Annotated in this window: 23 protein-coding genes and 4 pseudogenes; 11 read left to right on the top strand and 16 right to left on the bottom strand. The window is 61.7% G+C overall.

Annotation, left to right across the window (positions count from 1 at the left end):
• Window positions 1-12 precede the first annotated feature (12 nt).
• The 3 genes from DEF76_RS18685 to DEF76_RS18675 all read right to left on the bottom strand — a co-directional run bounded on the left by DEF76_RS18685 (window position 13) and on the right by DEF76_RS18675 (window position 3,563).
• On the bottom strand, window positions 13-1,530 hold the full coding sequence (locus DEF76_RS18685) for an FAD-binding protein (RefSeq protein WP_114914028.1): 1,518 nt from the start codon (window positions 1,528-1,530) through the stop codon (window positions 13-15).
• The gene (gene nadA / locus DEF76_RS18680; protein WP_114914027.1) at window positions 1,527-2,525 is read right to left on the bottom strand and encodes a quinolinate synthase NadA; all 999 of its coding nucleotides are present in this window, start codon (window positions 2,523-2,525) and stop codon (window positions 1,527-1,529) included. Before nadA ends, DEF76_RS18685 begins: the two co-directional genes overlap by 4 nt.
• Window positions 2,526-2,630: 105 nt before the next feature.
• The gene (locus tag DEF76_RS18675; protein WP_240319355.1) at window positions 2,631-3,563 is read right to left on the bottom strand and encodes an NUDIX hydrolase; all 933 of its coding nucleotides are present in this window, start codon (window positions 3,561-3,563) and stop codon (window positions 2,631-2,633) included.
• 411 nt (window positions 3,564-3,974) lie between these two features.
• On the opposite strand from DEF76_RS18675, the gene panB reads away from it, so the two are divergent.
• Both panB and DEF76_RS18665 read left to right on the top strand, forming a co-directional pair.
• Window positions 3,975-4,808 carry a 3-methyl-2-oxobutanoate hydroxymethyltransferase gene (gene panB, locus DEF76_RS18670; protein ID WP_114914026.1) on the top strand — a complete coding sequence of 278 codons (834 nt, stop codon included), beginning with the start codon at window positions 3,975-3,977 and terminating at the stop codon, window positions 4,806-4,808.
• A 7-nt stretch (window positions 4,809-4,815) separates the two neighbouring features.
• Window positions 4,816-5,406 (top strand): transposase, encoded by a 591-nt coding sequence (locus DEF76_RS18665; RefSeq protein WP_162800770.1) that lies wholly within the window; start codon window positions 4,816-4,818, stop codon window positions 5,404-5,406.
• Between the two features lie 302 nt (window positions 5,407-5,708).
• Here the strand turns inward: DEF76_RS18665 and DEF76_RS18660 are convergent, their stop codons facing one another.
• The 8 genes from DEF76_RS18660 to DEF76_RS20255 all read right to left on the bottom strand — a co-directional run bounded on the left by DEF76_RS18660 (window position 5,709) and on the right by DEF76_RS20255 (window position 14,980).
• Complete coding sequence (locus tag DEF76_RS18660; RefSeq protein ID WP_114914024.1) at window positions 5,709-6,218, bottom strand: acetone carboxylase subunit gamma; 510 nt, start codon at window positions 6,216-6,218, stop codon at window positions 5,709-5,711.
• A 57-nt stretch (window positions 6,219-6,275) separates the two neighbouring features.
• Window positions 6,276-8,609: a hydantoinase B/oxoprolinase family protein gene (locus DEF76_RS18655; RefSeq protein WP_114914023.1), complete on the bottom strand. Its 2,334-nt coding sequence runs from the start codon at window positions 8,607-8,609 to the stop codon at window positions 6,276-6,278.
• 42 nt (window positions 8,610-8,651) lie between these two features.
• Entirely contained in the window at window positions 8,652-10,742 is a 2,091-nt protein-coding gene (locus DEF76_RS18650) for a hydantoinase/oxoprolinase family protein (RefSeq protein ID WP_408842886.1), read from the bottom strand.
• Window positions 10,743-10,926: 184 nt separating this feature from the next.
• Complete coding sequence (locus DEF76_RS18645; protein WP_114914022.1) at window positions 10,927-12,951, bottom strand: sigma-54-dependent Fis family transcriptional regulator; 2,025 nt, start codon at window positions 12,949-12,951, stop codon at window positions 10,927-10,929.
• Window positions 12,952-13,261: 310 nt separating this feature from the next.
• A complete protein-coding gene (locus DEF76_RS18640) occupies window positions 13,262-13,861 on the bottom strand; it encodes a hypothetical protein (protein WP_114914021.1) in 600 nt (199 codons plus the stop codon).
• A 333-nt stretch (window positions 13,862-14,194) separates the two neighbouring features.
• A complete protein-coding gene (locus DEF76_RS18630) occupies window positions 14,195-14,488 on the bottom strand; it encodes a type II toxin-antitoxin system RelE/ParE family toxin (protein ID WP_114914019.1) in 294 nt (97 codons plus the stop codon).
• Window positions 14,476-14,748: a CopG family ribbon-helix-helix protein gene (locus DEF76_RS18625; protein WP_114914018.1), complete on the bottom strand. Its 273-nt coding sequence runs from the start codon at window positions 14,746-14,748 to the stop codon at window positions 14,476-14,478. The genes DEF76_RS18630 and DEF76_RS18625 overlap by 13 nt, the downstream gene beginning before the upstream one ends.
• A 109-nt stretch (window positions 14,749-14,857) precedes the next feature.
• Entirely contained in the window at window positions 14,858-14,980 is a 123-nt protein-coding gene (locus DEF76_RS20255) for a hypothetical protein (protein ID WP_274966835.1), read from the bottom strand.
• A 302-nt stretch (window positions 14,981-15,282) separates the two neighbouring features.
• Here DEF76_RS20255 and DEF76_RS18620 point away from each other — a divergent pair.
• The 3 genes and pseudogenes from DEF76_RS18620 to DEF76_RS18610 form a co-directional block, all read left to right on the top strand.
• A pseudogene (locus tag DEF76_RS18620) lies at window positions 15,283-15,588 on the top strand (IS21 family transposase); the annotation flags it as partial.
• Window positions 15,589-15,625: 37 nt separating this feature from the next.
• Window positions 15,626-15,880 carry an integrase core domain-containing protein gene (locus DEF76_RS18615; RefSeq protein ID WP_240319360.1) on the top strand — a complete coding sequence of 85 codons (255 nt, stop codon included), beginning with the start codon at window positions 15,626-15,628 and terminating at the stop codon, window positions 15,878-15,880.
• Between the two features lie 18 nt (window positions 15,881-15,898).
• A pseudogene (locus DEF76_RS18610) lies at window positions 15,899-16,075 on the top strand (transposase); the annotation flags it as partial.
• A 9-nt stretch (window positions 16,076-16,084) separates the two neighbouring features.
• Here DEF76_RS18610 and DEF76_RS18605 read toward each other — a convergent pair.
• Window positions 16,085-16,963, bottom strand: coding sequence for an NAD(P)-dependent oxidoreductase (locus DEF76_RS18605; RefSeq protein ID WP_114914046.1), 879 nt, complete (start codon window positions 16,961-16,963; stop codon window positions 16,085-16,087).
• Between the two features lie 947 nt (window positions 16,964-17,910).
• On the opposite strand from DEF76_RS18605, the gene DEF76_RS18600 reads away from it, so the two are divergent.
• The 3 genes from DEF76_RS18600 (at window position 17,911) to istB (ending at window position 21,278) form a co-directional block, all read left to right on the top strand.
• Window positions 17,911-18,870, top strand: coding sequence for an ABC transporter substrate-binding protein (locus tag DEF76_RS18600; RefSeq protein ID WP_114914016.1), 960 nt, complete (start codon window positions 17,911-17,913; stop codon window positions 18,868-18,870).
• Between the two features lie 116 nt (window positions 18,871-18,986).
• The gene (gene istA / locus DEF76_RS18595) at window positions 18,987-20,504 is read left to right on the top strand and encodes an IS21 family transposase (RefSeq protein WP_408842814.1); all 1,518 of its coding nucleotides are present in this window, start codon (window positions 18,987-18,989) and stop codon (window positions 20,502-20,504) included.
• 21 nt (window positions 20,505-20,525) lie between these two features.
• Window positions 20,526-21,278, top strand: coding sequence for an IS21-like element helper ATPase IstB (gene istB / locus DEF76_RS18590; RefSeq protein WP_114910999.1), 753 nt, complete (start codon window positions 20,526-20,528; stop codon window positions 21,276-21,278).
• Window positions 21,279-21,327: 49 nt separating this feature from the next.
• Here istB and DEF76_RS20085 read toward each other — a convergent pair whose 3' ends face one another.
• Complete coding sequence (locus DEF76_RS20085) at window positions 21,328-21,486, bottom strand: hypothetical protein (protein ID WP_240319364.1); 159 nt, start codon at window positions 21,484-21,486, stop codon at window positions 21,328-21,330.
• Between DEF76_RS20085 and DEF76_RS18585 the strand changes: the two genes are divergently transcribed.
• Entirely contained in the window at window positions 21,452-21,796 is a 345-nt protein-coding gene (locus tag DEF76_RS18585) for an ABC transporter substrate-binding protein (RefSeq protein ID WP_240319362.1), read from the top strand. The genes DEF76_RS20085 and DEF76_RS18585 overlap by 35 nt on opposite strands.
• Window positions 21,797-21,809: 13 nt before the next feature.
• Here DEF76_RS18585 and DEF76_RS19575 read toward each other — a convergent pair whose 3' ends face one another.
• Window positions 21,810-21,968, bottom strand: coding sequence for a hypothetical protein (locus tag DEF76_RS19575; RefSeq protein WP_162800768.1), 159 nt, complete (start codon window positions 21,966-21,968; stop codon window positions 21,810-21,812).
• Window positions 21,969-22,098: 130 nt separating this feature from the next.
• Between DEF76_RS19575 and DEF76_RS18580 the strand changes: the two are divergent.
• Window positions 22,099-22,293 (top strand): annotated as a pseudogene (locus tag DEF76_RS18580) (dioxygenase family protein); the annotation flags it as partial.
• A 42-nt stretch (window positions 22,294-22,335) separates the two neighbouring features.
• Here the strand turns inward: DEF76_RS18580 and DEF76_RS18575 are convergent.
• A complete protein-coding gene (locus tag DEF76_RS18575) occupies window positions 22,336-23,718 on the bottom strand; it encodes a Fic family protein (protein ID WP_114914014.1) in 1,383 nt (460 codons plus the stop codon).
• Window positions 23,719-24,140: 422 nt separating this feature from the next.
• Between DEF76_RS18575 and DEF76_RS18565 the strand changes: the two are divergent.
• Window positions 24,141-24,563: pseudogene (locus DEF76_RS18565) on the top strand (IS1634 family transposase); the annotation flags it as partial.
• Between the two features lie 432 nt (window positions 24,564-24,995).
• On the opposite strand, the gene DEF76_RS18560 reads toward DEF76_RS18565, so the two are convergent.
• Window positions 24,996-25,346: a ribbon-helix-helix domain-containing protein gene (locus tag DEF76_RS18560; RefSeq protein WP_114914013.1), complete on the bottom strand. Its 351-nt coding sequence runs from the start codon at window positions 25,344-25,346 to the stop codon at window positions 24,996-24,998.
• Window positions 25,347-25,382: the final 36 nt, after the last annotated feature.

Below are 25,382 nucleotides of genomic sequence, written 5' to 3'. Positions count from 1 at the left end.
TGGCGTGATCTTTCACAAAGAACGGCTTGTCGGGAGGATGGGCGCGCCAAGGATACTTGCGGTACGCTCCGCAGCTTCCCCGAGGGTGAAGATTTGCGAGCGGGCAAGGGCGGCGTGTTCGGGAAAGTCGGAACGCGAATGCGCGCCGCGGCTTTCCCGACGTTCATGCGCGGCATACATCATGAGGAAAGCGGCAAGCGCCGCATCATCGGCGCCGATTGCGGGGGCAAGGCTGGCGAGCGCCGTGCGCAAGGTCGCGCCGTCCCGCCAAATCCCCATCGCCTCATCCATGAGGACAGCGAGGGGGACGGGTGCCCTGCCGGCCGGCATGGGCAAGGGTGAGGTTCGCGGAGCGGGGCATTGGAGCGACTGGAACACGCTCTCCCGCCAGCGCGCGCCGATGAGAAGCCCCATGGCGGCGGCCTCGAGCAGCGAGTTGCTGGCCAGCCGGTTGGCCCCGTGCAAGCCGCTTGCCGCCGCCTCCCCCGCCGCGAAGAGACCGGTGATGCTGGTTTGTCCGCCGGCATCGGTTTGAATCCCCCCCATGTGGTAATGGGCAGCGGGCCGGATGGGCACCGGCGCGCGGGTGGGATCGAGGCCGAAAGCGCTGGCGGTTGCGCAAAACCTGGGGAAACGAGCAGCGAGCTTTGGCCCGAGCGGCCGGGCGTCGAGGAAGACGCGATGGCCGGCCTCTTGGTGGCAGGCGATGGCCCGGGCAAGCTCATCGCGCGGGGCAAGCGGATCGATGAAAGCATTGCATCGTTCATCGATTACGAGCGCCCCGGCCCCGCGCAATGCTTCGGTCAGAAGCGGCAGAGGGGAGGCATCGGCGGCAAGCGCAGTTGGGTGAAACTGGACGAATTCGAGGTCACGAAGCTGTGCGCCCGCCCGCGCGGCAAGCGCGAGGCCGCAGCCGGCGGCCGAGGATGGAGCGCTTCTTGTGCCGAACAATCCCGCTGCGCCCCCGGTGGCGAGCAAAATGGCAGGGCAGGCGAGAAAAAAGCTCTCTCCCCCATGGGCAAGCCACAAGCCGTCAATCCGCCCCTTGTGCGGGACCAGAGCGGTGGCTTCTGTCTCCTCGAGACACGTCACGTGGGAAGCCGCGCGCAGGCGGGCAGTCAGCGCCGCCATGATCGCCGCGCCGGTGTGATCGGCGACGTGATGGATGCGAGGCAAACTGTGTCCGGCTTCGCGGCCGAGGGCGAAATCTCCGTTCGCGGCACGGTCGAAGTTCACCCCCCATGACTCGAGAGCATCGATGACAGCGGGCCCGCGCGCGATGAGATGGGCGGCGACATCCACATCGTTGAGCCCGTCGCCGACGGCGAGCGTATCGGCGAGGTGACGGTCAGGGCCGTCGTCCGGGCTGGTTGCCGCCGCGATCCCGCCTTGGGCCGCGCCACTTGCCGCCCCCTCGCCGAGGCGATGGGCGGTGACCAGCAGGACGGGGCGAGGGGCGGCAGCCAGCGCAGCGGCGAGGGCGGCAAGCCCAGACCCCACAATTACCGGCTGGTTTGAAGGAAACCTCATCCGATGGCGAGCATCCGTTGCAGGGGACGGCTGGCGGCCGTGATCAGCGCCGGATCGAGCTTTACCTCAGGACTCAACGTCTCCAGCGCGCGGCGGATCTTGCCGAGGGTGATCCGCTTCATGTGCGGACAAAGATTGCAGGTGCGGATGAATTCGGTCTCGGGATGAGCGGCGGCGAGATTGTCGCTCATGCCGCATTCGGTGATAAGGGCGACGCGGGAAGGGTGGTGCTTGTCGAGAAAGGCCGCCATCGCCGCAGTCGAGCCTGCAAAATCGGCGGCGGCCACCACTGGTTCGGGGCATTCGGGGTGAGCGAGCAGAGTGATGCCGGGGAAGCGCTCGCGCAATTCGGTAAGCTCGGCGGGGCCAAATCGCTCATGCACCTCGCAAGCCCCCGCCCAGGGAATGATCTTGATCCTTGTCTCGCGCGCGGTATTGGCAGCCAGGAAACGGTCAGGGAGCATGATCACCGCCTCAGAGCCGAAATCGCGCGCAGCAGCCTCAACCACGCGCGCCGCGTTGGCCGAGGTGCAGCAATAATCGGCCAGGGCCTTTACCGCCGCCGAGGTATTGACATAGGCGACGACCGGGAGGCCAGGATATCGCGCCTTGAGAGCAACAACATCATCAGGGCCGATGCTTGCGGCAAGCGAACATCCAGCCTCCTGATCCGGGGTGAGGACGCGGCGATCGGGATTGAGGAGCTTGGCGGTTTCAGCCATGAAATGCACGCCGGCGACAACGAGCACGTCGACGGAAAAGCGCTCCGCGGCGCGGGCGAGAGCGAGGCTGTCGCCGACCACGTCGGCCACGCCGTGGAAAATATCTGGAGTTTGGTAATTATGAGCGAGGACGAGGGCGCGGCGATCGCGTTTGAGGTCATGGATGGCGGCGATGTCCTCGGCAATGAGCGCCCATTCGGCGGGGTGGAGATAGGAGGCCAGACGGGCCTTGCTGGCGGCAAGGGCAACCGCCGTGGTCGGAGCATCGTTCATCGCGTTCAACCTTATAATACTCTCAGTGAGTATAATCATGGCACCGATAAGGTACATCCCCCTTCTCTTCGGCAGGACCATCTATATTCTAATATAGAGAATAAATCAAGCGCGCACCACCGGCAACCGCGTGCCAACGCTCGCCCGCTCGCTGCGCAGCGCTTCACGGAAACGGTAGAGTTTGGCCGGCCGGCCGCGCAGTCCACTGCCCACCATCGCCCCAGTCTCCTCAACCAGGTTCTGGCTTTCCACCATGCGGCGGAAATTAGGCTTGTGCAGGGGCTGTCCAGCGATCGCCTCGACCGTGCGTTGGAGTTCGAACAGCGTGAAGCTCTCGGGCATCAACTCGAAGATCACCGGCCGATATTTGATCTTGGCGCGAAGCCGGGAGGCGGCTGTGGCAAGAATGCGACGGTGATCGACCTCCATCGGCACGCCGGGCGCGACCGGTGACGGGATAAATCCGTGACCACGTGTCGCCTCAGCAACCAGACCCGCTTCATAAAGAAGTTCATAGCGGGCAAGCACCAGTTCCTCGTTCCAGGGAAGGCCGGACGATCCGAAGCAGACCGAAACCTGCGCCTCTCGCGCCGTATCATCCCCTGCCCACTGGCGGAGCCGGGCGGCAATGTCGGCAGCGGCCGCTCGCCCTGCGGGCGAGCATTGGTTTTCCCAAGGGAAATAGTCATACCAATCCTGCCATGTGGCAGAGGCAAGTGGGCGGCTTTCGCGGGTAAGCGCCAGATAGGAGATCGAGATGGTGCGCTTAGCGGTGCTACGGTTGCGGTCCGCGAAAGTATAAAGCTGTTCAACATAGCCCAGCGGATGGCCTGTCTGCTGCTCAACCCAGATACGTAACCCCCCTTGCAGCGAGCGATGACGGCTCTCGAACGGACCGGCGGGTAAGACAGTGCCTCCTTCGAGGGTGAGCACGCGCGGAATGAAGTCCGAAACGGCGATAACCACTGCGATGAGTTCAACCCGCACGCTCTCTCCGTCATTAGAGAGCATCATAGCCTCGGCGCCGTCGTAGCTCATACCGCGGCAGCTTATCGGGCACCCGCAGCGTTGTCGCTAGCCCCCGCGAAAATCCGTATCTGAGCGGACGGACAATCTCTGGCCAAGCCGTGACGGGCCTGGGAGATGTTGCACAAAGGGAGCCGTTGATAACAATAGGCGGCCGGTCCATTATGGCATCTTTCAGTCTGTCGGAGCGGGCATCTTGGGATAATTTCCGAGCTGCTATGAACATATATCGTTAATTACAGCAGGCAACTCTATGCCGCCAGATGGAATTACGTCAGCGGCGAACTTCCTGTCCAATCCGACAGGCGCCAGATCAAAGGAAACAACCGCAATGCCTGATACGTGCTCTCCCCATTGCCCGCATATCCATTCGCTCGATCGTGGGATCCCTGTCCGGGACGAACACCGCGGGGGAGATAAGTGATGAGCGTGACGGGGAAATCCAAAGCTCTTACCGTGCCTGACATCGCCGCACGAAAAAGCGGCATTCCCCTTACCTGCCTGACGGCCTACACAACGCCCGTGGCCAAGCTGGTCGACCCTCATTGTGACATCGTTCTGGTCGGTGACAGCGTTGGCATGGTTCTCCACGGCCTACCGTCGACGCTGACCGTAACGCTGGAGATGATGATCCTGCATGGCAAGGCGGTGCGGCGTGGGCTGCAACGGGCTCTGATGGTCGTCGACATGCCGTTTGGATCCTATGAGGAAAGCCCTGAACAGGCGTTCCGCAACGCCGCCTGCCTGATGGCGGAGACGGGTTGTGCAGCTGTCAAACTGGAGGGAGGTGAAAACATGGCGTCAACCATCCGGTTCCTTACCGCACGCGGTATTCCGGTCATGGCCCATCTCGGTTTGACACCCCAAGCCATAAATGTGTTTGGTGGCTATCGCGTCCAAGGACGCAGCGAAGGGGCCGCACGCGTCCGCAACGATGCTCTCATGGTGGCGGATGCGGGCGCCTTTGCGATTGTGCTGGAGAAAATACCCGAAGCGCTTGCCCGCCAAATCACGGAGGACGTCGCGATCCCAACCATCGGCATTGGTGCCTCGGCGGCCTGCGATGGGCAGATACTCGTCGTCGACGATATGCTCGGCCTGTTCGGCGATTTCCGGCCGAAATTCGTCAAGCGCTACGCAGAGTTGGGGCAAACCGCAGAGGCGGCGGTCAAGGTTTATGCGCAAGAGGTTCGCGAGCGCCGCTTTCCAGGGAGCGACCATGTCTTCAACGACACGCCCGCGCTCTCCAAAGAATGAGAAAAACATGACTATTCCGACAGTCCGCACCATCGTGTGGCATTGCGCGGCATCGTTGCCGGATGACACCGAGGAGTTGAAGTTCGACTACGTCATCCGCTTCCGCGGCAACATCACGGTGACCGCCGAACGCTACCAGGTTGGCACCGTACTGTGCGTGCAGGACAAGACCATGAAGCAAGCGTGGTGTCTCGCCGCCAGCGACGGCGCGGCCTCGGCGGCAAGCCTGAAAGCGCTTTATGGCAAGCGCTGGAGCATCGAATGTGGCCTGCGCGATACCAAGGATCTGCGCTTCGGCATGGGCATGGGATCGATCCACGTTAGCACGCGGGCCAGGCGCGACCGGCTGTGGCTGATCGCCGCGTTTGCCGTCATGTTGCTGACCCCCCTCGGGGCCGCCGGGGAAGCGCTCGGCTACGACCGGTTTCTCAAGTCAAACACCGCCAAGCGCCGAACCCATTCGCTGTTCCGCCAGGGCTGCATGCTCTACGAACTCTTACCCACCATGCCAGAGCCTCGTTTGCTCCCACTGGTCCAGAAATTCGCCGATATGCTCGCCGACCTACCCGTTTTCGCCAAGACTTTCGGCGCGGTATGAAAATGAGGGGAGTCTTGAGATCGCCCTGGCGTTTCGCCAGGCGAGGTCGCCCTCCCCGTCTTCTTTGGGCCGACGCTACCGTCCGGCCCGATCGTGATGCCCGCGGCGGTGCTTGCGGCGGGTCGAGGCGGTAGAAAGGCTTTGCGACTAAATTTTGATCTGATCCCGGGTTAATGCGAAGACGGAATCCACCGTGGCGCCGCAAAAAGACTCGCTTATTGGCTGCCCCTCAAATTGTCCGGGAACCCCGATAGCAGATCGGCCAGCCCAATTACCTGGGCTGGCCGTATCTGGCGCCATCGTCAGACTGCGTCGGCGCGCTCCGGCACGGGTATGCCGAGCCACTCCCGGTAGAAGGTATCGATGTCTGGCTCAAAATCATGGATCACGGGATACCAAGGTGTGGGTGCTTCTACGTCATGCATGGTACCGCATTCGGGGCAGTAGTATTCACGTAGCACCTGCCAAGTGGAGGTCGGCGCCATCAAGCGCGGGTAAATCTCCTCCATCTTCGCTGCAGTGTCGCGCACATGGATGCGGGCGTGCAATTTCCAGTTGTCCCGCCAGTCGCAGAAATCGTGACCGCAGTCACAGCGAACCTTCCACTGCTTCGTCGTCTTGATCTGCACGATGAAGAGTTTCGGTGCGAGCGGTAGGATGATCCTGTCATCCCAACTCGCCCTCTCCTGCAGGATGCCGAGATAGGTCACGAACCGCTCGGGATCCTTGGGCGTGGAGAGCATCTGGTGCAGTGTGTCGTGGTCAATCGTGCCATCGACGAGATCGGAGATTTTGGCGCGTGTGTAGGTCATGGTGTGTCCTCGTTTGTTTGGCTGGAGCGCGAGATGGTCCGGCGGGCACGGGAGAGATTATTCCTCGACGAACTGCACGGTCTTCACATCCGGCAACTCGGACACGTCCATCGAGTAATGCGAGCCGTAATGCGGAATGTCGAGTTCGTCCTCGGTCAGGCTCCAGTCTGCCGGCAGATCCCAGAATGTCTTGAAGTCGGAAAGGAATTTTGGACTGAGCTTGAACGACGCAGCGAACATCTGCTTCACATGGTCATCGGCTCCCTCTTTACCGAGAACTTTCGCACGCTCCCGCTTCAGCCAGTCCCGTGTCGGCACCGAGGTGGCAATGCGTTCCTTGCGGATCGCCTTGCGCTTCGTCGCCGTCGCCCCTTCATCGACTACCCAAGCTCCATCGGCGCCTTTTCCGGCTACCACGCCATAGACACGCTCAGCGAAGCGCTCCAGCAGGTAGCCGCTGTTGAGGTCGTCGACCACGCGCTGCGGCTCGCGGTCCAGCGGGTCGCCAAAGCCGGGCCCGCCACGCATGTAGTTCAGATAGAGGTCGTAATCGGCGAACATCTCCTCGGTGGTAATGGCCTGTTTGTCACGCTTGATCGTGGCGTCCACAAGGAGACCGTCCCATGTGGGATTCTCGGGATCGGTATCGCCGCCGAGAGGAAGCGGTTTGCCCTCGGCAATGAGCTTCTTGAGCTCCGTCTTGTGGGCCGCGAAGCGGTATCCCGAGGCAGCCGGGTAGCCGCCCATCAGCCCCCAGTCGGAGGAGATATGCCCGTTGCCCATGAAGAACATGGTCCAGTCCTTGGCGTTCCACACCATGCGCAGGCTCTCGAAGCCGCAACCACCACGATACTTGCCGGCGCCGCCCGAACTCGCCTTGATCTGGCGGCCGAGATAGATGAGCGGCTCGGCCAGTTCCCAGATTTCCATGTCGCCCATGTCGCCTTCTGGGTTCCAGATCGCGGCGGCATGGCTGAGCCCGTCGCTGACGGCGGTCGCCCCGGTGCCGTTGGCGGCACATTCAAACGAGTTGACGGCATGAATTTCGTCATACTGGTTGAAACCGCCACCCTGTAGCCAGTTCGAGGTATTGGCGTTACCCGCATTGACCTCCTCCAAATAGCCGCGCCCGAAATAGGAGCGAGAGAGCCCGCGCCACAGCGCCGTCCAGGCCGAAACCAGAAAGTGCCATGAGTAGGAGAAGGCAACGCGGCGATCGTCTGGGTTCATCCAGGTACCTTTGGGCAGTCGGAACTCGGTGCCGTAGGCAGCTCCATCATTGATCATCTCCGATGGAATTAGCGTCTGAGTCATCATCACCCAAATGCCTGAGGTGAAGCTGACCTGGTGGGCGTTGTAGGTGTGCCAGCCCCAGCGGCTTGCGCCTTCGAAGTCGAGCCGCCAGCTGCCGTCTCCACGGATCGTCATCTCACAGGGTGAGTGCATGATCGTGTCGAGCTTCGCGAAATCCGATGGTACCCGAACATCTTCATGGGAATAAGGCACATCGACGAATCCGACCTGGCGGTACGTGCCTGGAATGGTCATCGCCTTGATACGATTTTTCAAGCCGAGACGACCATGCTCCACCGCTTCGTAGGCGAACTTCCAGTAAGCCTCAATACCTTCGTCGGCGACCACATCCTCCACCAGCTTGCGGATCATATGGCAGCCCGCGATACGGGTGCGTTCATCGAGCATCCAGTAGCGCGTGGTGCGCACCATGCGCTGGCTCTCATGCAGCCAGTCGCGGAACAGCGTGTCGTTTTCGCCGACCTTGCGGCATGTGATCGAGTAGCCGTCGCCGAAGCGCTGTACCTGGCCGGTCGCCATCGAACCGGGACCGACCGCGCCGGTATCGATCACATGAGTGACACCGCCGACCCAACCGATCAGCTCACCTTCCCAGAAAATGGGCACAATGGTGTGAATGTCGCAAGGATGGACATTACCGATCAGGCAATCGTTGTTGCAAAAGATATCCTTGTCACGGACACCTGGATTGGATTCCCAGTCGTTCTCGATCATGTACTTGATCGCCGCTCCCATGGTTCCAACATGGATGATAATGCCGGTTGACGTGAGGATCGAGTCACCAGCGGCGTTGTACAAGGTGAAGCACAGCTCGCCTTCCTGTTCTACGATAGGTGAGGCCGCGATCTTCTTCGCGGTTTCGCGCGCATTGACCACGCCGGCGCGCAGTCGTGAGAACAGCTTGTTGTACAGGATGGGATGGCCGTCGCGCAGCTCCATCTTTTCTAGGCCGGCATAGTGCCTGGTTCGCTTCGTCGCCTCCATCAGGCGGTCGCGGTGCTGCTTCAGGGTCTCTCCGCCGCGTACGATGCCGCGCGTCTCGGCATCATGGGCATTGATTCGAACATCGATATTCATGGTCTTGTTTCCTTGGGATTGTTTCTTTCGGGAGCGTTGTGCTTACACTTCCTTCAGGTGGAAGAGGCGATGGCCATCGAGGAAGGTCTCGAATCCGTCCGGAACCACAAAAGTCGTCGCGTCGGATTCAATGATCGCGGGGCCTGCCACGCGGTTGCCGGGGCGCAGCGCTTCCATCTTGTAGAGCCGGGCGTCGACCCAGCACTTCTTGCGGTAGAATTTGCGCGTGCCTAGAAACGCCTCGTTGGGAGGGGTCTCGTCTTCCAGCGGCTCCTTTGGAATTTTCGGTTTTGGGATGGACACTGTGCCGCGCATGATGGCGCCGGTAACCGAGTAGCCGAGTTCCGGCGAACGAGCGGATGCGGCATAGACACGGCCATACGTGGCGTTGAAGGCACCCACGAGCTTTTCCCAATCCTCTGCGGTTTCCGCAGACGGCAGTGGTGATTCGATCTCGAGGTCGTTGAGCTGGCCCCGGTACTGCATCCGGTAGCCGGGCTGTAGCGTGACCCGATCGGCGGCGTAGCCGTTGAGCTTGAACTCCTCCAGCACGTTGCGTGTTAGTTCTGTCCACGCCGCCTGCAACGTCTTCGCCGCCTGCTCACGCTGACCCGTCGTTGCATCCGGCGCAAGGTTGATATCGAGCGATTTGTCGTAGCGGTATTCGAAATCGGCTGCGGCACAGCCGAAAGCCGAGAAACCCGCGGCCCAGGCCGGCACGATGACATCCTCGAAGCCGAGCCCCTCGGTATAGCCGTAGGCATGCACAGGGCCGGCCCCGCCGTAGGAAAAGCACACGAAACTCTGCGGGCTGTAGCCTTTGCCCGAGATCATCGCGCGCAGATAGTTACGCAGGTCGGCGTCAAGCAACTCGATCACTCCTGCCGCGGCATCCTCAACTGAGAGGCCGAGCGGGTCGGCAATCTGGGTCTTGATGGCATCAACCGAACGCTGACGATCGAGCTTCAGCGCGCCGCCAAGGAAGTTGTCGGGGTTCAGATAGCCCAACACCATATGGCAGTCGGAGACCGTCGCCGTCGCGATGCCGCCATCCTTCCAGCACACGCCGACACGATAGCCAGCCGAGTCCGGACCGAGCTTGATCGCGTTGGTGTAGGGATCGACTCGGATGAAGGAACCAGCGCCGGCGCCGACCGAATCCATCGCGACCAGCGGCAGGGACAGCACCAGCCTAGCCATGTCGGGGTCGTTCTTGATGGTCAGTTCACCCTGCGTGATCAGCGCCACGTCGAACGACGTGCCACCGATGTCTGAACAAGCGATGTTGTGATAGCCCAGCACCTCGCCGAGGTATTTGGCGCCGATCACGCCGCCGATCGGGCCGGAGACGATGGTGCGGGCCAGCTCCTTCGCCGTCCAGGCGATGGTGCCACCATGCGTCGCCATCACGCGCAAATCGAATTTCGTGCCGTGTTCCTTGAAGGCGTCGGAGATCTTCTTCAAGGTTTGACGTGACGGCTCGGCCGCGTAACCCTCCAGGATCGTCGTGTTGGTACGGTGCGATTCCTTGCGCACCGGATAATAGTCAACCGATGCGAAGACCGGGATGGACTTGCCGCTATGTGCGACTTCCTCCAGTACGATATCACGTACGCGACGTTCGTGGTCGGCATTCTTGTAGGAATGCAGCAAGCTGATTACAATTCCCTCGACATCGGCGGAGATCAGTTCGCGGGCGGCGGTGCGGGCGCTCTCCTCGCGCAGCGGGATAACCACCCTGCCCGCCATGTCGATGCGCTCGACGACGCCGCGCGTCAGATTGCGCGGCACCAACGGCGGATCATAGCGATGGGTGTTGAGGTGGATTCGATCCTCATAGGCATAGCCGAGATGGGATTGCACGGCTCGACCCATGCGATGGAAATCTTCCATACCTCGGTTGACGATCAGGCCGCACTTCAAGCCCTTGCGCTGCACGACGCGATTCAGCATCGCCGTGCCGGAATAGACTCCGGTCTGGAGCTGCTTCAGGGCGTCGGTGAGCGGTAGCCCCCAGTTTCCGAGGCCGTCTTCGCTAGAGGCGATTAGCCCGATGCTTTCGTTCTGCGGGGTACTTTGTGCCTTGCCGACCACGAATTCGCCGTTGACATCGACAAAGAACGTATCAGTCATCGTCCCCCCGGCATCAATGCCGAGAACCTGGACGTTTCGCGCGTTAGGGATATGGGTATCCACCGCTTTCCTCCTGATTGCTGCCGGCATCTGATGGGCCGGATCGATCACGAGGAAAGCAATCTGTATGCCAACATACGGCAAGAAAGAATACTTAGCGCGATCAGCGCCTTACCGCATATGCTCAGTCGCTGTGTTGCGCCCGCAAATGTCCGTCATCCGGACGTTCGAACGCTTGACCGCCCAGACGGCGGACGATACGGCGTGGTGTCCTGGAATAGGATATGCCATATTCGGCAAGCCGCACATATAGCGTCGAACGCGCAATGCCGAGACGCCGTGCCGTTTCCGTCACGTTGCCCCGGCACTCGTGCAGCTGGGCCAGAATTGTCGAACGCTCTGCGGACTTCAGGTTACCGGCGTCCGGTAATACTCCTGCCAAGGAGGCAGACGGCTGCGGCCTGACCCGTGACGCGGCGACAATTTCGGGCGGCAGATCGTCGACGCCGAGGCGGCCGGACTCGTTGAGCGTCACCATAGCATCGATAACATTGCGCAATTCACGAACATTGCCAGGCCAGTGGTAGCTACGCAGCAAGATAAGCGCATCCACATTAAAGGTCGGTGTTGGTCGTCCCAACCGCGCCGCCGTAGCGGCAGCAAAATGCTCCGCCAGTAGAAGAAGGTCATTGTGCCGTTCACGCAACGGAGGAATCCGGAGGCGCGCTGCCGCGATCCGGTAGTAGAGATCCCGCCGAAACCGTCCCGCCTCTACTTCGGCGAGCAGATCGCGGTTGGTCATCGACAGAATACGGATGTTAACTTGACGGGCTTTGTGATCACCGATGCGGTAGACCACTCCGTCCTCCAGCACCCGCAACAGGTAGGATTGGAGGTCGAGCGGCATCTCACCGATTTCGTCTAGGCATAGCACGCCGCCATCTGCCTTCTCGATTTTGCCGACGTAGCCATTTTCATCAGCGCCGGTGAACGCACCCTTGGCATATCCGAACAACTCGCTGGCGATCAGGTCGCGCGCCATGCCACCGCAGTTCATTGGCACGAACGGTCCCTTGGCCGACGGGCTTGCCCCTTTGATCGCGCGGGCGAATAACTCCTTGCCGACGCCGGTCTCACCTTCGATCAGAATTGGCAGTGTATTCGGCGCGAGCTTACGCGCGCGCTCGCACGCCTCACGTATCGGCGCACTCTCGCCCAGGATCTGCTCGAACCCAACCGAGATCTCGGTATATGATTGGGTCCTCGCCATCGTAGTCGTTCTACTCCGGGTCTGGTGCAGGACGATCAGGCATCCGACATCTGTATCGTTGTTCTTCACGATCTCTAGGCTGGCATTGGGGAATCGGCGCCGGCAGTTGCTCTCCCAGCTTTGCGACAGGCTGACGCCGATCATCTGGCGAAGTTCTTGAGAAAGGGTATTAGACGCCTGAGCATCCATCCGATGACGGGCCTTCTGCGTAGCATGCACAACAACACCACGGCGATCGACAACCAGAATATCTTCGCTGAGCCAGAGCGACCGCTTCGAGACGAAATGCCGCAGCAGGACTTCGTGCTCGAGCTTAGCGGCCCGACCGAGCGATGCTTCTATCTCCTGGCCGAGCGCCACAGCGAGAGCCAAACTCTGAGGATTGAATGCAGATGCCGGTCCAGAGATGTCCACGACCCCGAGCAGTTGGCCATCGATCGGATGGCGCACTGGGCTGGCGGCACATACCCAACGCTGCACATCCTCACAGAAATGTTCCACCCCGAGAATCTGCACTGGCTTTATACTCGCAAGAGCGGTACCGATTGCATTGGTACCGATGACGTCTTCTTCCCAGCGACCACCGATCTCAAGGTGGTTGCGTCTTCCATCTTCGATGACATGCGGATCGCCCGCAGTTTCTATGATGAAGCCGCTGGTGTCAGCCAGGACCATCATAGACTTGGCTTCTGCAAGGAAAAGATCGGATCTTTCAACCGCCGGACGAGCGGCGGTCAACAAATCGGCGTTCTGGGTTCGAAGCCGAAAGACCTCGGCCTCGCTAGCGTAAGGTGCCTCGCGTTGTCTCGTATTGACGCCGGCTCTCCGTGAACGCGCCCAAGATGTGGCAATAGTTTGAGATAGAAACTGACCGGGAGATAACTGGCCGTTCGCCAGAAATTTCTCCCAAGCCAATCGGATCATGGGCTGCCGATGCATCTTGTAATCCTCCCGTCCAACACAACAACGCCTACCTCACAGGCTCCGCGTTCTCCGGACGGCGGAAGAGGGAAAATCGCGTTTGAGCCGTGAAGGCGCCGGCCAAGCTTGTTCAACGGACTTGGCTCCGCCAAGCTTTTCGAAGAGTGATGCTACGTGATCGGTGATGAGATTCCAACTCCGTCTTGGATGGATAATTGATTCCGGCAGCATCAGCCAGCGCCATGAGATTCTTTTGTCGCATCTGGGCGAGCGCGACGGCCCGATCAGCCAACCTGAACCGCCCGGCCGGTCGTAGCAGCGGTTTTAATCATATCCTGTGACCCCCTGGCGTCTCGCCGGGCGCAGCCAACGTCTCCCGCCCCCTCTCGTCCGAAGTTACCGTCCGGCCCGGTCGTGATAGCCGCGGCGGCGCTTGCGGCGGGCCGGCGCCGGCGGCGCTTCGGCCTCTTCGGCATTGACCATCTGGCGCGGCCGCCCTGGCCCTCGCCCCGGTTCCGGACGATACAACGGGCGGACCTGCCTCACGCAGCGGCGCGAGGCCCTTCAGCCCAAACGGCCGCCGCCGCGAGCGATGCGTCACCTCGACCGCGATGTCGGCGACAACGAGTTGGTCGAGAAGCCGGATCGCGTTCTTGACCGCGATGCCGAGGCGGGCGGCGAGCGTCGTCGCCGAAACCACCTTGGTTGCCGCCAGCAACTCAATGACGGCGACGGCGTGCGAGGATTTGCGACGGGAGGCAACGGCGCGGCAGGCCGCAAACCACGCCCACTCCAGCGCCAGCAGCAGATCGAGGCCCGCCTCTGCCTCACGCGCCAGGGCCCGCAGAAACACCGGGGTCCAGAGTTGTACCGCGAGCAGCGCCTCGGCGCTCTGGACCTCCCTTTCCTGATCGAAATCCGGCGCCACTAGCCATTGATGGAGCACGAGCGCGGTGCGGGCAGCCTTGAAGATCGCCCCGCGCTCGGCGATCGCAGCCTCGGGTCCATGCGCAAGCGCAGCTCCTCGATGATCGCCGCGAGATGCCAGGGATCGATCAGCTCGCCATCGGCTGCGGCCTGCTGGCGCACCGCCTCCAGCCGCGCCCAGTTAAGAAACGGGGTGGCTGGCCAGCGCCTGATCGAGACGGGCCATCGCGGCGGAGGCATCGGCGACGGCACTGGCTGGCTAGCGCCGACGTCTTACCGCCGCCATCCCCAGGCAGCGCCATCAGCGGCGAGCGGCCCAAGCCGGGCCGGCACGTCAGTATCCCGCCTCCCGCTGGTGGCGGACCGCGAGGATATAGACCGCGTCATCGACCGGCTCATGGCGATAGAGCACGACATAGCCGGCATCTCCGAACGGTATTATCAGTTCGCGCAACTCCGGGGTGTCCGGGACAGGTCTGCCGAGCGCGGGATGAATTGCAAGCTGTGAGAACCGCTGCGCGATCACGCGAGCTGCCCGCCGGGCCGCTTCGAGGCTGCGTTGGCGCAAATAGTGCCGGCACCGCTCGAGATCCCGCACGCCCCCTTCGGTGACGATTATTCGTGGCACTCAGGCGGCTCTGCCTCGGCATCACTCCCCCAGGAGGTCAACCACGCTTGCACTTCCTCGCCGGTCAGGTGGCGGCCAGTATCCTGGAAGGCCGACCAGGAGGCCAGAGCTTCCTGGCGGAAGCTCTCGCGCGCCTCCTCACGAACGACGTAGTCGCGGATGGCCTCACGCATGATCCAATGCGCCGAGCGCCGCCGGAGTTCGGCGAGCCGGCGGATCCGGCTGGCAAGATTGTCATCGAGTTTGATCGAGGTGATCATCGGCGATTATTACCCAGTAGTACTTCTTGCCACCATAGCTATCATGCGATCCGCTGTCGAGGCATCGGGTGGCCGCGTCACTCCCCATCGCCGCGCCTAGTGCTCTGACTCATTCGGAGGATGCGGACAGTCTGTTGAGCTTGGCCAGGATGGAGGCGGCGGATGCCTTCCAGACGAATGGCTTGGGCTTGGCGTTGTGTTCGGCGAGGTAGCGGTTGACAAGGCTGTTCATGTGTGGACATCGGGTAATCGCGGCGAGGACATAGATCGTCCATGATGCTGCGAGCCGGGCTTTGTCGTCCGGCGACTCACATCATGGGAGGCGGTTGGATGACCAGATTTGTTGGTTTGGACGTTTCACAGAAGCTGACGTCAATTTGTATTGTTGACGAGACTGGTCGTCGACTATGGCGGGGTCAATTGTTGATTTGCGCTGAGATCTGACCCGGGAGAGGCGGAAATTTTCATTGAGAATTGACCCATGTTTTGACCCTTCCCCTGGCTTTTTGGTCGGGGGATCGAGGAGTGATCGACATGGCGTTATTAAGCGTAATCCGTCGCTGGCATTTCCGGCAGCATATCCCGATCCGCGAGATTGAACGGCGAACGGGCTTGTCGCGGAACACGATCCGCAAATATCTGCGGGCGGACAGTACAGAGCCCGAGTTCAAGGTTCCTGACCGGCCGAGCAAATTGGACCCGTTTGCCGACAAGCTGGCGACCTGGCTGCTCCAGGAGGCCGGCAAGTCGCGCAAGCAGAAGCGTACGACGAAGCAGTTACATGCTGATCTGAGTGCCCTGGGCTATGAAGGTTCGTATGCCCGGGTCGCCGCGCTCGCCGCACCTGAATGGCAAGATCGAACGGGCGCAGCGGACCGTGCTGGAGGAGTTCTGGGCAACCGTTGATCCACGTGCGCCGGACACCGCGGATCGGCTGGCCGAGTGGGTGCACCACTACAACTGGCACCGACCGCACGAAGCCCTGGGCGGTCTGTCCCCGATCGATCGGATCTGCGAGCGCATTCCCAAGACCCCGATCCGGGCCGAAGTGGAGGACAGCTACGACCCAGCCAAGGAACGCGTCCAGATCCGCGAGCATGCTCTGGACATTGCGTTACAATCGTTGAAATGATGTCTGCGAACGGCACACGTCATTCCATCAAAGGCCAACCGCAAAGCGCCGCGCTCCTATGGCAAAGACCTCTACAAAGCCCGCAGCCTGATCGAAATTTTCTTCTGCAAGCTCAAGCAGTTTCGAGCGCTCGCCACTCGTTACGACAAAACCGCCCGGAATTTCCTCGCCGCCGCGGTCATCTGGCTCAATTGATGACAGGCTCTAAATCTCACCTGCGTCTCGTGCTGCCAGTTGCCCAATTGCCGACCAATCCAATCCCTCTCCGCCATTGGCAAGGAGGGTTAGAAAGCGATCGCGGAGCAGACTCGCCAACGGCATTGGCACCCGGAGTTCGCCGGCGGCAGAAAGGGCAAGATGAATATCCTTCAGGCCAAGCGGTGCGATGAAGCCCGGCGGCTGGTATTTCCGCTCGGCGATCAACTCGCCATAGGTTTTATAGACCGGGGCGCTGAATAGGGTGGAAGTCAAAATCTCCAGATATTGTCGCTGATCGACCCCGCCCTTCGCCACCAGCGCCATCGCTTCACCCAATGCCTCTATTACCGAAGCTATGAGGAAATTCCCACTCAGCTTGACGAGGTTAGCGGACTCCGCGGGCTCGCCAAGAATGAAGCTTTTCTTCCCAATCGCCTGGAATATCGGCTCGGCATGGGCAATGGCGTCCCGCGGCCCGGCCGCGACGACGAAGAGCTGTGCCGCCGCTGCCGCATCCGGCCGGCCGAACACGGGCGCGGCAACGTAGCATTGTCCGGATGTCTCATGCGCTGCCGCAAGCTTGCGCGAGAGGGCGACACTGATGGTGCTGGCCGAAATATGCAGTGCGCCTTTGGCAAGGGCAGCGAGTATGCCGTGTGCGCCAAATACAATCTCCTCCAGGGCATCGTCATCAGCCAGCATCGTTACCACCGCATCGCCCTGGCAGGCTTCTGCAGGAGTGGCCGCACGCCGTGCACCAAGCCTCTCTAGAGCCGCAGCCTTAGCCGCTGTGCGGTTATAAGCCACAACCTCATGCCCGGCCTTAAGCAAATTCGCCGCCATGCCGGTCCCCATCTGTCCTAAGCCAATGAATCCGAGTTTCATGCTGCTGCTCGCTTTCTCACTGCTTTTATATCTCGCCTGCACACGTTGCCGCGTCGGCCTCTGGGCAGGCACCCCTCAACGCGCATCCCTATCGATTTATCAAAACACGTCTCGGTCTCGTCCATGCGGCGATTTCTACATCAACCGGAACTGCCCCGTCCCGCCTTCCCGGCGGTACGTCTTGTCATAATTTCCTCCCCGCTCTCATTGCCGCCCCTCGGTAGTTTCGTGAGTGAAGGCGTAATGCTCAGTCAACGCCAATCCGTTCCTTCAGACAATCCCTGATCCGCGATGTGCTGGTAACGTAAGAGGGGTTCTAAAAATAAGGTCAAAGGGCTTGGTCGAAGCAACGCTATTGTGAAAAACCGGCGGATTGCAGCGACGGGAGGGAGTGCCTGATGTGAGTTATTGCGATAGCGCAGCGGCGCTACAATATTCCCTGCAAACATGGTTATACCCTGTGCCACAGCGGCACGCGCACTGGACAACGGCACATGTTGCGCTTTATGCACCCGCCGCGCGGCCCGCGGGAGCAGCATGGGTATCATCACCCACGGGACGATCGACGCATGTCGGCACACCACAGCGGTAAGGCCCGGCGCTTGGGTTGTATAATATGGGGTGTTGCCTTTGAAAGCCCTGTGATGAACCGCACCTTACACTGTGCGTGTCCATCGGGCACGCGCTGCAACGATAATGGAATGACTTAGGAGAATAGCGACTGATGCCAGGAAGAGCCGGGTGCGGGAAAGCCGCCTGCCCGGAGCTGTGAAGGGCAGAGCCGAATGCCGAGCTACTCGACCAGGACCCGGTTCGGCCTCGACGGACAGAATGGCTTATGGCTGCGGGAGTCTGGCGAAATGTTCTTCAAGCTTTCCGCGGCACTTCGCGGCGATGTACAACTCTGTCCATACAAATTTCAGATATGGCCCTGAAGGGAAGAACCTATGGAAGTTCCGCGGCGTCTTGTTGTGACCGGACTGGGGGCGGGTTTGGGCGGGCTGGGGTTTTCGCGACGGTCAGCGCGGGCGGCAGGAAAGCCGGTCCGTATCGGCGTCCTTACCGATCTCTCCGGCCCCTATCGCGACACCAGCGGGCCGACCTCGGTCGCCTGTGTGCGCCAGGCGGTGGCGGATTTCGCATCTGCGGGAGGGGGTCTCAATGTCGAGGTGCTCGCCGCCGACCATCAGAATAAAGCGGATATCGGGGCCGGTATCGCGCGCGGCTGGATCGATACCGAGGGCGTGGACGCGATCGCCGATGTGCCCAATTCCTCGGTGGCGCTCGCGGTCGCCGAAATCGTCCGTGAGAAGGACAAGGTTCTCCTCGAGGCGAGCGCGACCACGGTTGCGCTCACCGGGGCGCAATGCAGCCCGAACACGGTGCTGTGGAGCCTCGATACCTATCTGCTCGGCCAGTCAACCGGTGGCGCGATGGTAAAATCCGGTGGCGATACCTGGTTCTTCATCACCGCCGATTACACGTTCGGTCATTCGCTTGAAGAGCAAACCGCGCGGGTAGTGGCGGCGAGCGGCGGCAAAGTGCTCGGGCGGTCGCGCTATCCCTTCCCCGCGACCAGCGATTTCTCGGCGTATATGGCAGCGGCGCGGGCGAGTGGCGCCAAGGTTCTGGGTCTTGCCAATGCCGGGGCCGATCTCGTCAACTCCATCAAGGAGGCGCATGAATTCGGCCTCACCCGGGTTGGGATGCGGATCGCGCCGCTGGAGATGTTCCTCACCGATGCCCATGCGTTGGAACCGGCGGAGTCGGCGGGCCTCGTCTGTTCAGCGACTTTCTATTGGGATCTCAATGACCGCACGCTGCAGATTCCGACGGAAGCCGGCCGGGGATTCCGATTTGATGTCGGCCAGCGTTCCGATTTGAAGCCGGCCACCATTCCGATTTAATTCCGGCCACCTGGCGGGGATTTTTCAGCGTTTTCGGCTGGGTCAGCAACTCGGGCAACTGTCCTCTCGTTACCATCAACGAGGAGGGCTGGATGCCGGCGAAGAGAGAGCTGACGATGCGGCAGATACGACAAACCTTACGGCTGGCCAGTGACGGCATCAGCGCCAGGGCGATGGGGCGGATGCTGGGCGTGGCGCGGAGCACGATCCAGGACAATCTGAAGCGGGCGCAGGCAGCGGGGCTGGCGTGGCCGTTGCCGGCCGACCTCAGTGATGCGGTTTTGGAGGAGCGGCTGTTTGCCCGCAGCGGCGCGCCGCGGGGGGTGCGCCGGCGCGCCGAGCCGGTCTGGAGCGAGCTGGTCTGCGAGTTCAAGCGCCCGGGCGTGAACCTGATGGTGCTGTGGGAGGAATATCGCGCCGGGCATCCGGAAGGGTACAGCTACAGCCGGTTCTGCGATTTGTTCAGGGAGTTCGAGGCACGGCTGTCACCGGTCATGCGCCAGGAGCACCGGGCGGGCGACAAGGTGTTCGTCGATTATTCCGGCAAAAAGTTGGGCATCACCGATCCCGCAACTGGCATCGTGCGCATGGCGGAGATTTTTGTCGCGGTGCTGGGCGCGTCGAACTACACCTACGCGGAGGCGAGCTGGACCCAGACGCTGCCGGATTGGATCGGCGCGCATAGCCGCATGTTCCGGTTTTTTGGCGGCGTGCCGCGGCTGATCGTGCCGGATAATCTGAAGTCCGGCGTCAACAAGGCGTCGTTCTACGATCCAGAGATCAACCTGAGCTATGGCCGGATGGCCTCGCATTACGGTGTTGGTGTTTTGCCGGCCCGGCCGCGGCGCCCGAAGGACAAGGCGAAGGTGGAAGCCGGTGTCCGCTTTGCCCAGAGCTACATTCTGGGCCGGTTGCGCCAGCAGACTTTCTTCTCTCTGGCTGAAGCCAACCAGGCGATTGCCGGCATGGTGGAGCGGATCAACGCGCATGTCATGCGCAGGCTCGGCGTCAGCCGGCGGCATTTGTTCGAGACGATCGAACGCCAGGCTTTGGCGGCATTGCCAGAGACCGACCATGAGTTTGCGGAGTGGGGTTTTGCCCGCGTCTCGCTGGATTATCATGTCGAGGTCTGCGGCTTTTTCTACTCGGTGCCGCATCAGCTGATCCGCCAGCAAGTCGATACCCGCGCCACCGAGCGGATGGTTGAGATCTTCCACCAAGGCAAGCGGGTCGCGGTGCATCAGCGCCGCTATGGCGGTCCAAGGCACGGCACTGCCCCTGAGCATATGCCGAGCGCGCACCGGCGCTACGCCGCATGGACGCCGGAGCGGTTCCGCTCATGGGGCGCATCGATCGGCCCGCAGACCGAGGGGCTGATCATCGCCATCCTCGCCAACCGGCCGCATCCGGAACAGGGGTTTCGGACATGCCTTGGCATCCTGCGGCTGTTCAAGGAGTTGGACCGTCCGCGCGCCGAGGCGGTGGCGGCCCGAGCGGTCGCCTTTGGCGCGTTCAACTACAAGAGCATTGCCTCGATCATCGCCAGCAAGCTCGACCAGACGGCCAGCCCGCCAGATGAGGCGCAGGCGGTGCTGACCCACGGCAATCTGCGCGGCGCCGAATATTTTCACTGATTTCCACTGAAAGGAACAAGCATGCTCACCCACCCGACCCTCGACCTGCTGCTCAAACTCGGCCTGCACGGCATGGCCAAAGCCTTCAAGGACCTCGACGCCCGGCCGGAGGTTGCCGGTTTGGCCCATGCCGAATGGCTGGCTTTATTGCTCGAGCACGAGGCCACGTTGCGACAGCAGAAACGCTTCGAGAGCCGCGCCCGCGCGGCCAAATTGCGCCAGTCCGCCAGCGTCGAGGATGTCGATTACCGCGCCCCGCGCGGCCTCGACCGGGCACAGTTCCTGAAACTCGCCAGCTGTGACTGGGTGCGCGCCCGGCATAATCTGCTCATTACCGGCCCCTGCGGGGTCGGCAAAAGCTGGCTGGCCTGCGCGCTGGGCCAGAAGGCTTGCCGCGAGGATCTCTCGACCGCCTATCACCGGGTGCCGCGGCTGTTCTCTGCCCTGGCGCTGGCCCGCGCCGATGGCCGTTACGCCAGAACACTGCGCCAGATCGCCAGGCTCGACCTGTTGATTTTGGACGATTGGGGCCCCGAGACCCTGAACGCGGACCAACGCCGCGATCTGCTGGAAATTATCGATGACCGCCACGAGATGCGCTCCGTCATCATCACCAGCCAAGTGCCGGTCGAGCGCTGGTACGAAATCATCGGCGATCCCACCATCGCCGACGCCATCCTCGACCGCCTCGTCCACAACGCCTACCGCATCGAACTCACCGGCGAGAGCCTCCGTAAAAAGCGCGATCCGGCACCGGCCCACGCCCGAACTTGACCCAAAACAAGGACACGATAATCATTCAACCAGACCCAACCGAAGACGCTCAGGTGGCCGGCTTCAAATCGGAACCCCGGCCGGCTTCAGTTCGGAAGCAGTGGCCGGCTTCAAGTTGGAATGCATGGCCGACTTCATCGGAATCCGCACGCACGCGGCGATTTGCACGCAAAATCGTCGCGCGGACGCCGCAGAACTGGCCGAACATGCTGCATGCCAGCGCCTATGCGGTGACGCTGCATTATCTCAAGGCGGTGGCCGCGCTCGGGATGGCGCGCGCGAAAGCGAGCGGACGGGGAGTGGTCGCGCAGATGAAGGCGATGCCGACCGATGATGACGCCTTTGGCGCGGGCGCGATCCGCGCCGACGGGCGGGGGTTGTTTCCGGCCTATTTGTTCGAGGTGAAACCGCTGGCGGCGCGCCAGCAGCCCTGGGATCTTTACACGCTGCGGGCCGAGACTCCTGCCGCCCAAGCGGTCCATCCGCTCGGCTTCGATGGCTGCCCGCTCGGGCGATGATGCCCAAGCGCGGTCAGGCGCCGGTCTCATCACGCAGGGCGATCAGCATCTGGCCGAGGCCGAAGACGGTTCCCTTGCCGAGATGGATCCAGCTCACGGCCACGAGCAGGGGCCGTAACGGCCCCGGGCCGTGCGGCAGAGCGAGCGCGCCGGTGATGCGGCGCAGCTCCACTTCCTGTTTTCGTGCGCCGGAATAGCGCAGAAGATCGAGTGGCCGGCCGCGCCACGGGGTGGCTTGGGTGACACCACGGCAGGCGGGAGCGAGGGCAAGGAGGGCATGGTGTCAACGGCGGATCAAAACCAGGCCGGCGCATATGCATTTCATGATTACCGCGCCGGGTTATCAGCGCTTGGTCACCCACACTTTCGTCGGCGATGATCCCTGGCTCTCCACGGACGCCGTGTTCGGCGTCAAGGCATCCCTGATCGCTCCGTTCGAGCCAGCGACAGACGGGCGCACACGCTGGCGCTCGCCCGTCGATTTCGTCTTCCTGTGAGGGCAGAGCCGAATGGCCGAGCTACTCGACCACGACCATAGGTCATCTCGACTCCCAGACTTGCCGCCAGGCTGCGAATTCCGATGGGCGGATTCGATAGCGGGCAAAATTACCTTCATGCAGACCTATCAGCTCGCCCTCGGCGATCTCGGCGAAGCGCTTGTGGTCGCCCGGGTCGATCTCCTTCTTTGACCACGCTGCTATTCTTGCCACGGCATCCTTCCGACCCACGCGAGCCCGAACGAGTTCGGCGATGAGCTCGCGAAGCTGTTCGCGGTAGCGAAGCCGGAAGGGATCGGGTTCACCGAGAGATTGGCGAACGGCGGCATAGCGCGCGGCCGAGCGCTCATAGGCCCAGATGAAGACGTCCTTCAAGAGATCAATTTTGTTCAGTTCATAAACACCGAGCACGGCCTCCGTGTAGGTCTGCCGGGGCACGTCGATGAACGAGAGCGGGGACAAGTTATGCTTGATGAGCGGGATGTTGGCTGCAAGGCGTGACACGCGCTTGTTCACATCGTCGAAGGGCTGCAGATATGGAAGCTGCACCATCACGAAGAACGCTTGCTCAAAGGGGTCGCTGATCGCGGCAGCAGTTGCCAGGATCTGATCGAAGCTTTCCTCAATGAGCTGCGGCACCTCCAGCGGATGGAAGGCGGAGCGTTCGATGCCGATGGCGATGTAACGTAGCCTGCCGGCCGCCGAAGGATCGGCGAGGAGGTTGTTGGCGAGAAGCGCGTGGAGATTGAGGAGGGTGTAGCGGTTGAAGCCGATGTCGTCGGCCGCGCCGACCAGGAACTCGATCGCGTCCTTGTGATTCAAGATCATCTGCGCCTCGAGATGCACACGGCCGACAGCCTCTTCGCCCAGCTCGATGAGGCGTTTCGTGTCGAGGAGGGAGTAGGTGTTGCCTTCGAGGCGGCTCGAATTCCAGGAAAGATCGATCAACAGCCTGCTGAGGATCAGTTTGGCATAGGTGCCTGCAGGCTGTTCGGCGATTTGTGGGCGACCAACGGTCGCCAGATGCGCGCGGTCCTGCGGCGTCAAGTAGAAGGAAACGTTCGGCCGATAGCGGTCGAGGAACTTACGATCGTAGCCGACCGGCTTGCGAGCTTCCGGTGCCTGACGGACGTAATCGCGGATCGCTGTTCCCACTTCAGATAGAGGAATGATAGGTTCTTTGGTGTCTTCCCGCGCGACCGCGTTGATGGCTGTATCGGGCATCCGGTATCGCGCCCACCGCCCTTCGCCGTCCATGACGATGCGATTTCGGGTGACGAGATGCTTGAGCCGGTATTGGAGGGTGCGTGGCGGGATAGGCGCTGCCAGGGCGCGCAGAATCTCCGGCGCCGATACCCCGTTGGGGTTGCGTCGTACGACCTCTTCGATTGCCGCTAGTGCTTCCTCTGGGATCTGGTTCGCCAAAGCGGCCTTTCCTGCACATAGAATCTAGGCGCAATAATGGCGAATATATGCGCAAGAATCAAGGATAAGCGCAGCATTGGAGTCTAGGCGCAAATATAATTGCGCCTAGACTCGCTTAAGGGGCTTCGGACTTGGTTCCGATACTGGCGGCGTGTCCGGCTCCCTGCGAACCAGGACGTGACGGGTCCGGCGCACCACGGCGTCGAGATGCGCCATCGCCTCTTCGAGGGCGGTGTAGTCGAAGGCCCGGCGCTCGATTGGGGTCAGGGGCGGCAACGGCGGCGGCGCAATGTCGGCCTCTTCCGCCTCGCTGGGTTGGCGTGGGTGGCCGGGACCGCGGTTCGGATCGGGCCGATAGGGCAGGCGCACCACCTCACGCAGCGGCGCCAGACCTTTGAGCCCGAACAGGCGCCGCTTGGAGCGATGCCCGCTTCGACGGCGTCTTCGTGCTGCGCTCCAACGCCCGGATTTCACCGCTGCAGGCGGTGCTCCGCTACCGGGACCTGCAGAATGTCGAACGGTTGTTCCGTGTCGCGAAGGCGACGATGCGCACCCGGCCAATCTACCATTCCTCCGACGCCGCCATCCGCGGCCAGGTGTTCTGCTCTTTCCTCGCCCTGATCCTGCACCAGGCGCTCGACGAAAGACTCCACCAGGCCGGCAAGCGCGTCGAATGGGCCGATCTCCTGCGCGATCTCGACCGGCTGCAGCACGGCGAAATCAGCCAGAACGGCAAGCGCTGGCAGGTCCGCACCGAAGCCGGCGTCGCGGCGGCCACAGCCTTCAAGGCCGCCCGCATCGCACTGCCGCCCCGTCTTCAGACCCCGCAGCAAGCCGCAGCCTGATCCGCCATTCAATCCGTCCTGTAGTGCCACATTCCAGACCTGCGCCCGATTTCGCACGTCTATTCAATTGCTTAGGAAAACACGCTGTTTAACTGGGGTCATCCTGCGACCCCCTGCGACCGGCGTTGCCGGCAAAGCGTTCCAAGCCGTTGGCGTGGCACCGCCGCCGAACATCCGCGACGCCGCTCCCCAGCCATCCCCCTGATCATCCTTCTCCGGGCAAACGTGGTGCTAAGGCCCCGCCGCACGCCCGTAACTCACTGACTATCAAGAAGTTTTGAGAACTGGCTGTTAAACTCGGGTCTGGACAACCCGCCGGGCATGTTCGCTTTCCTCTGTGTCAGATCGCCGATGGCTTCCGCCGAGAGGTGAACAGTCTCATGCCTGCCACACGCTGCCCGCAGCGTGTGGCAAAGGCGATGCGGCGCGCCGTCAGCGGAGCGGCAGCACCGAGGCGCTCGCGCCACGATCGGCGATGATCCCGCCGATTGCCCGCTGCGATGTCGCTTCGTTCTGGAACGGTTTTACGTTCTGCATGTAAATTAGGCAGCAAACTCGAAGAAATGAGCTGAAATTAGTAATTTCTCCACGCTCTTCGGCGAGCTCATCATAGAGTTTTTCAATGAAGTGGCTCGTCGTCATATGTTCGTTATTGGCAATTTCTTGGATGACCTGCCAGAACATGTTTTCGAGCCGGAGCGTCGTCACAACCCCATGAATCCGCACCGAACGGGTCCGCGATTCATAGAGAATGGGATCGGAGGAGGCATATATTTTGCACATCGCACGGTGGTCTCCCAGGGTTACATCCAGGGTTAG

It is taken from the genome of Acidibrevibacterium fodinaquatile, from assembly GCF_003352165.1.
Taxonomy (GTDB): domain Bacteria; phylum Pseudomonadota; class Alphaproteobacteria; order Acetobacterales; family Acetobacteraceae; genus Acidibrevibacterium; species Acidibrevibacterium fodinaquatile.
Note: the sequence above shows the minus strand (reverse complement) of the source record. Positions and strands in the feature narration are given on the sequence as shown.

What these genes read in the sequence shown, in the direction of transcription:
- DEF76_RS18685 (WP_114914028.1), bottom strand. Translation starts at nt 1,530, where the DNA reads ATGAGGTTTCCTTCAAACCAGCCGGTAATTGTGGGGTCTGGGCTTGCC.
- nadA (WP_114914027.1), bottom strand. Translation starts at nt 2,525, where the DNA reads ATGAACGATGCTCCGACCACGGCGGTTGCCCTTGCCGCCAGCAAGGCC.
- DEF76_RS18675 (WP_240319355.1), bottom strand. Translation starts at nt 3,563, where the DNA reads ATGAGCTACGACGGCGCCGAGGCTATGATGCTCTCTAATGACGGAGAG.
- panB (WP_114914026.1), top strand. Translation starts at nt 3,975, where the DNA reads ATGAGCGTGACGGGGAAATCCAAAGCTCTTACCGTGCCTGACATCGCC.
- DEF76_RS18665 (WP_162800770.1), top strand. Translation starts at nt 4,816, where the DNA reads ATGACTATTCCGACAGTCCGCACCATCGTGTGGCATTGCGCGGCATCG.
- DEF76_RS18660 (WP_114914024.1), bottom strand. Translation starts at nt 6,218, where the DNA reads ATGACCTACACACGCGCCAAAATCTCCGATCTCGTCGATGGCACGATT.
- DEF76_RS18655 (WP_114914023.1), bottom strand. Translation starts at nt 8,609, where the DNA reads ATGAATATCGATGTTCGAATCAATGCCCATGATGCCGAGACGCGCGGC.
- DEF76_RS18650 (WP_408842886.1), bottom strand. Translation starts at nt 10,742, where the DNA reads ATGACTGATACGTTCTTTGTCGATGTCAACGGCGAATTCGTGGTCGGC.
- DEF76_RS18645 (WP_114914022.1), bottom strand. Translation starts at nt 12,951, where the DNA reads ATGCATCGGCAGCCCATGATCCGATTGGCTTGGGAGAAATTTCTGGCG.
- DEF76_RS18625 (WP_114914018.1), bottom strand. Translation starts at nt 14,748, where the DNA reads ATGATCACCTCGATCAAACTCGATGACAATCTTGCCAGCCGGATCCGC.
- DEF76_RS20255 (WP_274966835.1), bottom strand. Translation starts at nt 14,980, where the DNA reads ATGAACAGCCTTGTCAACCGCTACCTCGCCGAACACAACGCCAAGCCC.
- DEF76_RS18605 (WP_114914046.1), bottom strand. Translation starts at nt 16,963, where the DNA reads ATGAAACTCGGATTCATTGGCTTAGGACAGATGGGGACCGGCATGGCG.
- DEF76_RS18600 (WP_114914016.1), top strand. Translation starts at nt 17,911, where the DNA reads ATGGAAGTTCCGCGGCGTCTTGTTGTGACCGGACTGGGGGCGGGTTTG.
- istA (WP_408842814.1), top strand. Translation starts at nt 18,987, where the DNA reads ATGCGGCAGATACGACAAACCTTACGGCTGGCCAGTGACGGCATCAGC.
- istB (WP_114910999.1), top strand. Translation starts at nt 20,526, where the DNA reads ATGCTCACCCACCCGACCCTCGACCTGCTGCTCAAACTCGGCCTGCAC.
- DEF76_RS20085 (WP_240319364.1), bottom strand. Translation starts at nt 21,486, where the DNA reads ATGTTCGGCCAGTTCTGCGGCGTCCGCGCGACGATTTTGCGTGCAAAT.
- DEF76_RS18560 (WP_114914013.1), bottom strand. Translation starts at nt 25,346, where the DNA reads ATGTGCAAAATATATGCCTCCTCCGATCCCATTCTCTATGAATCGCGG.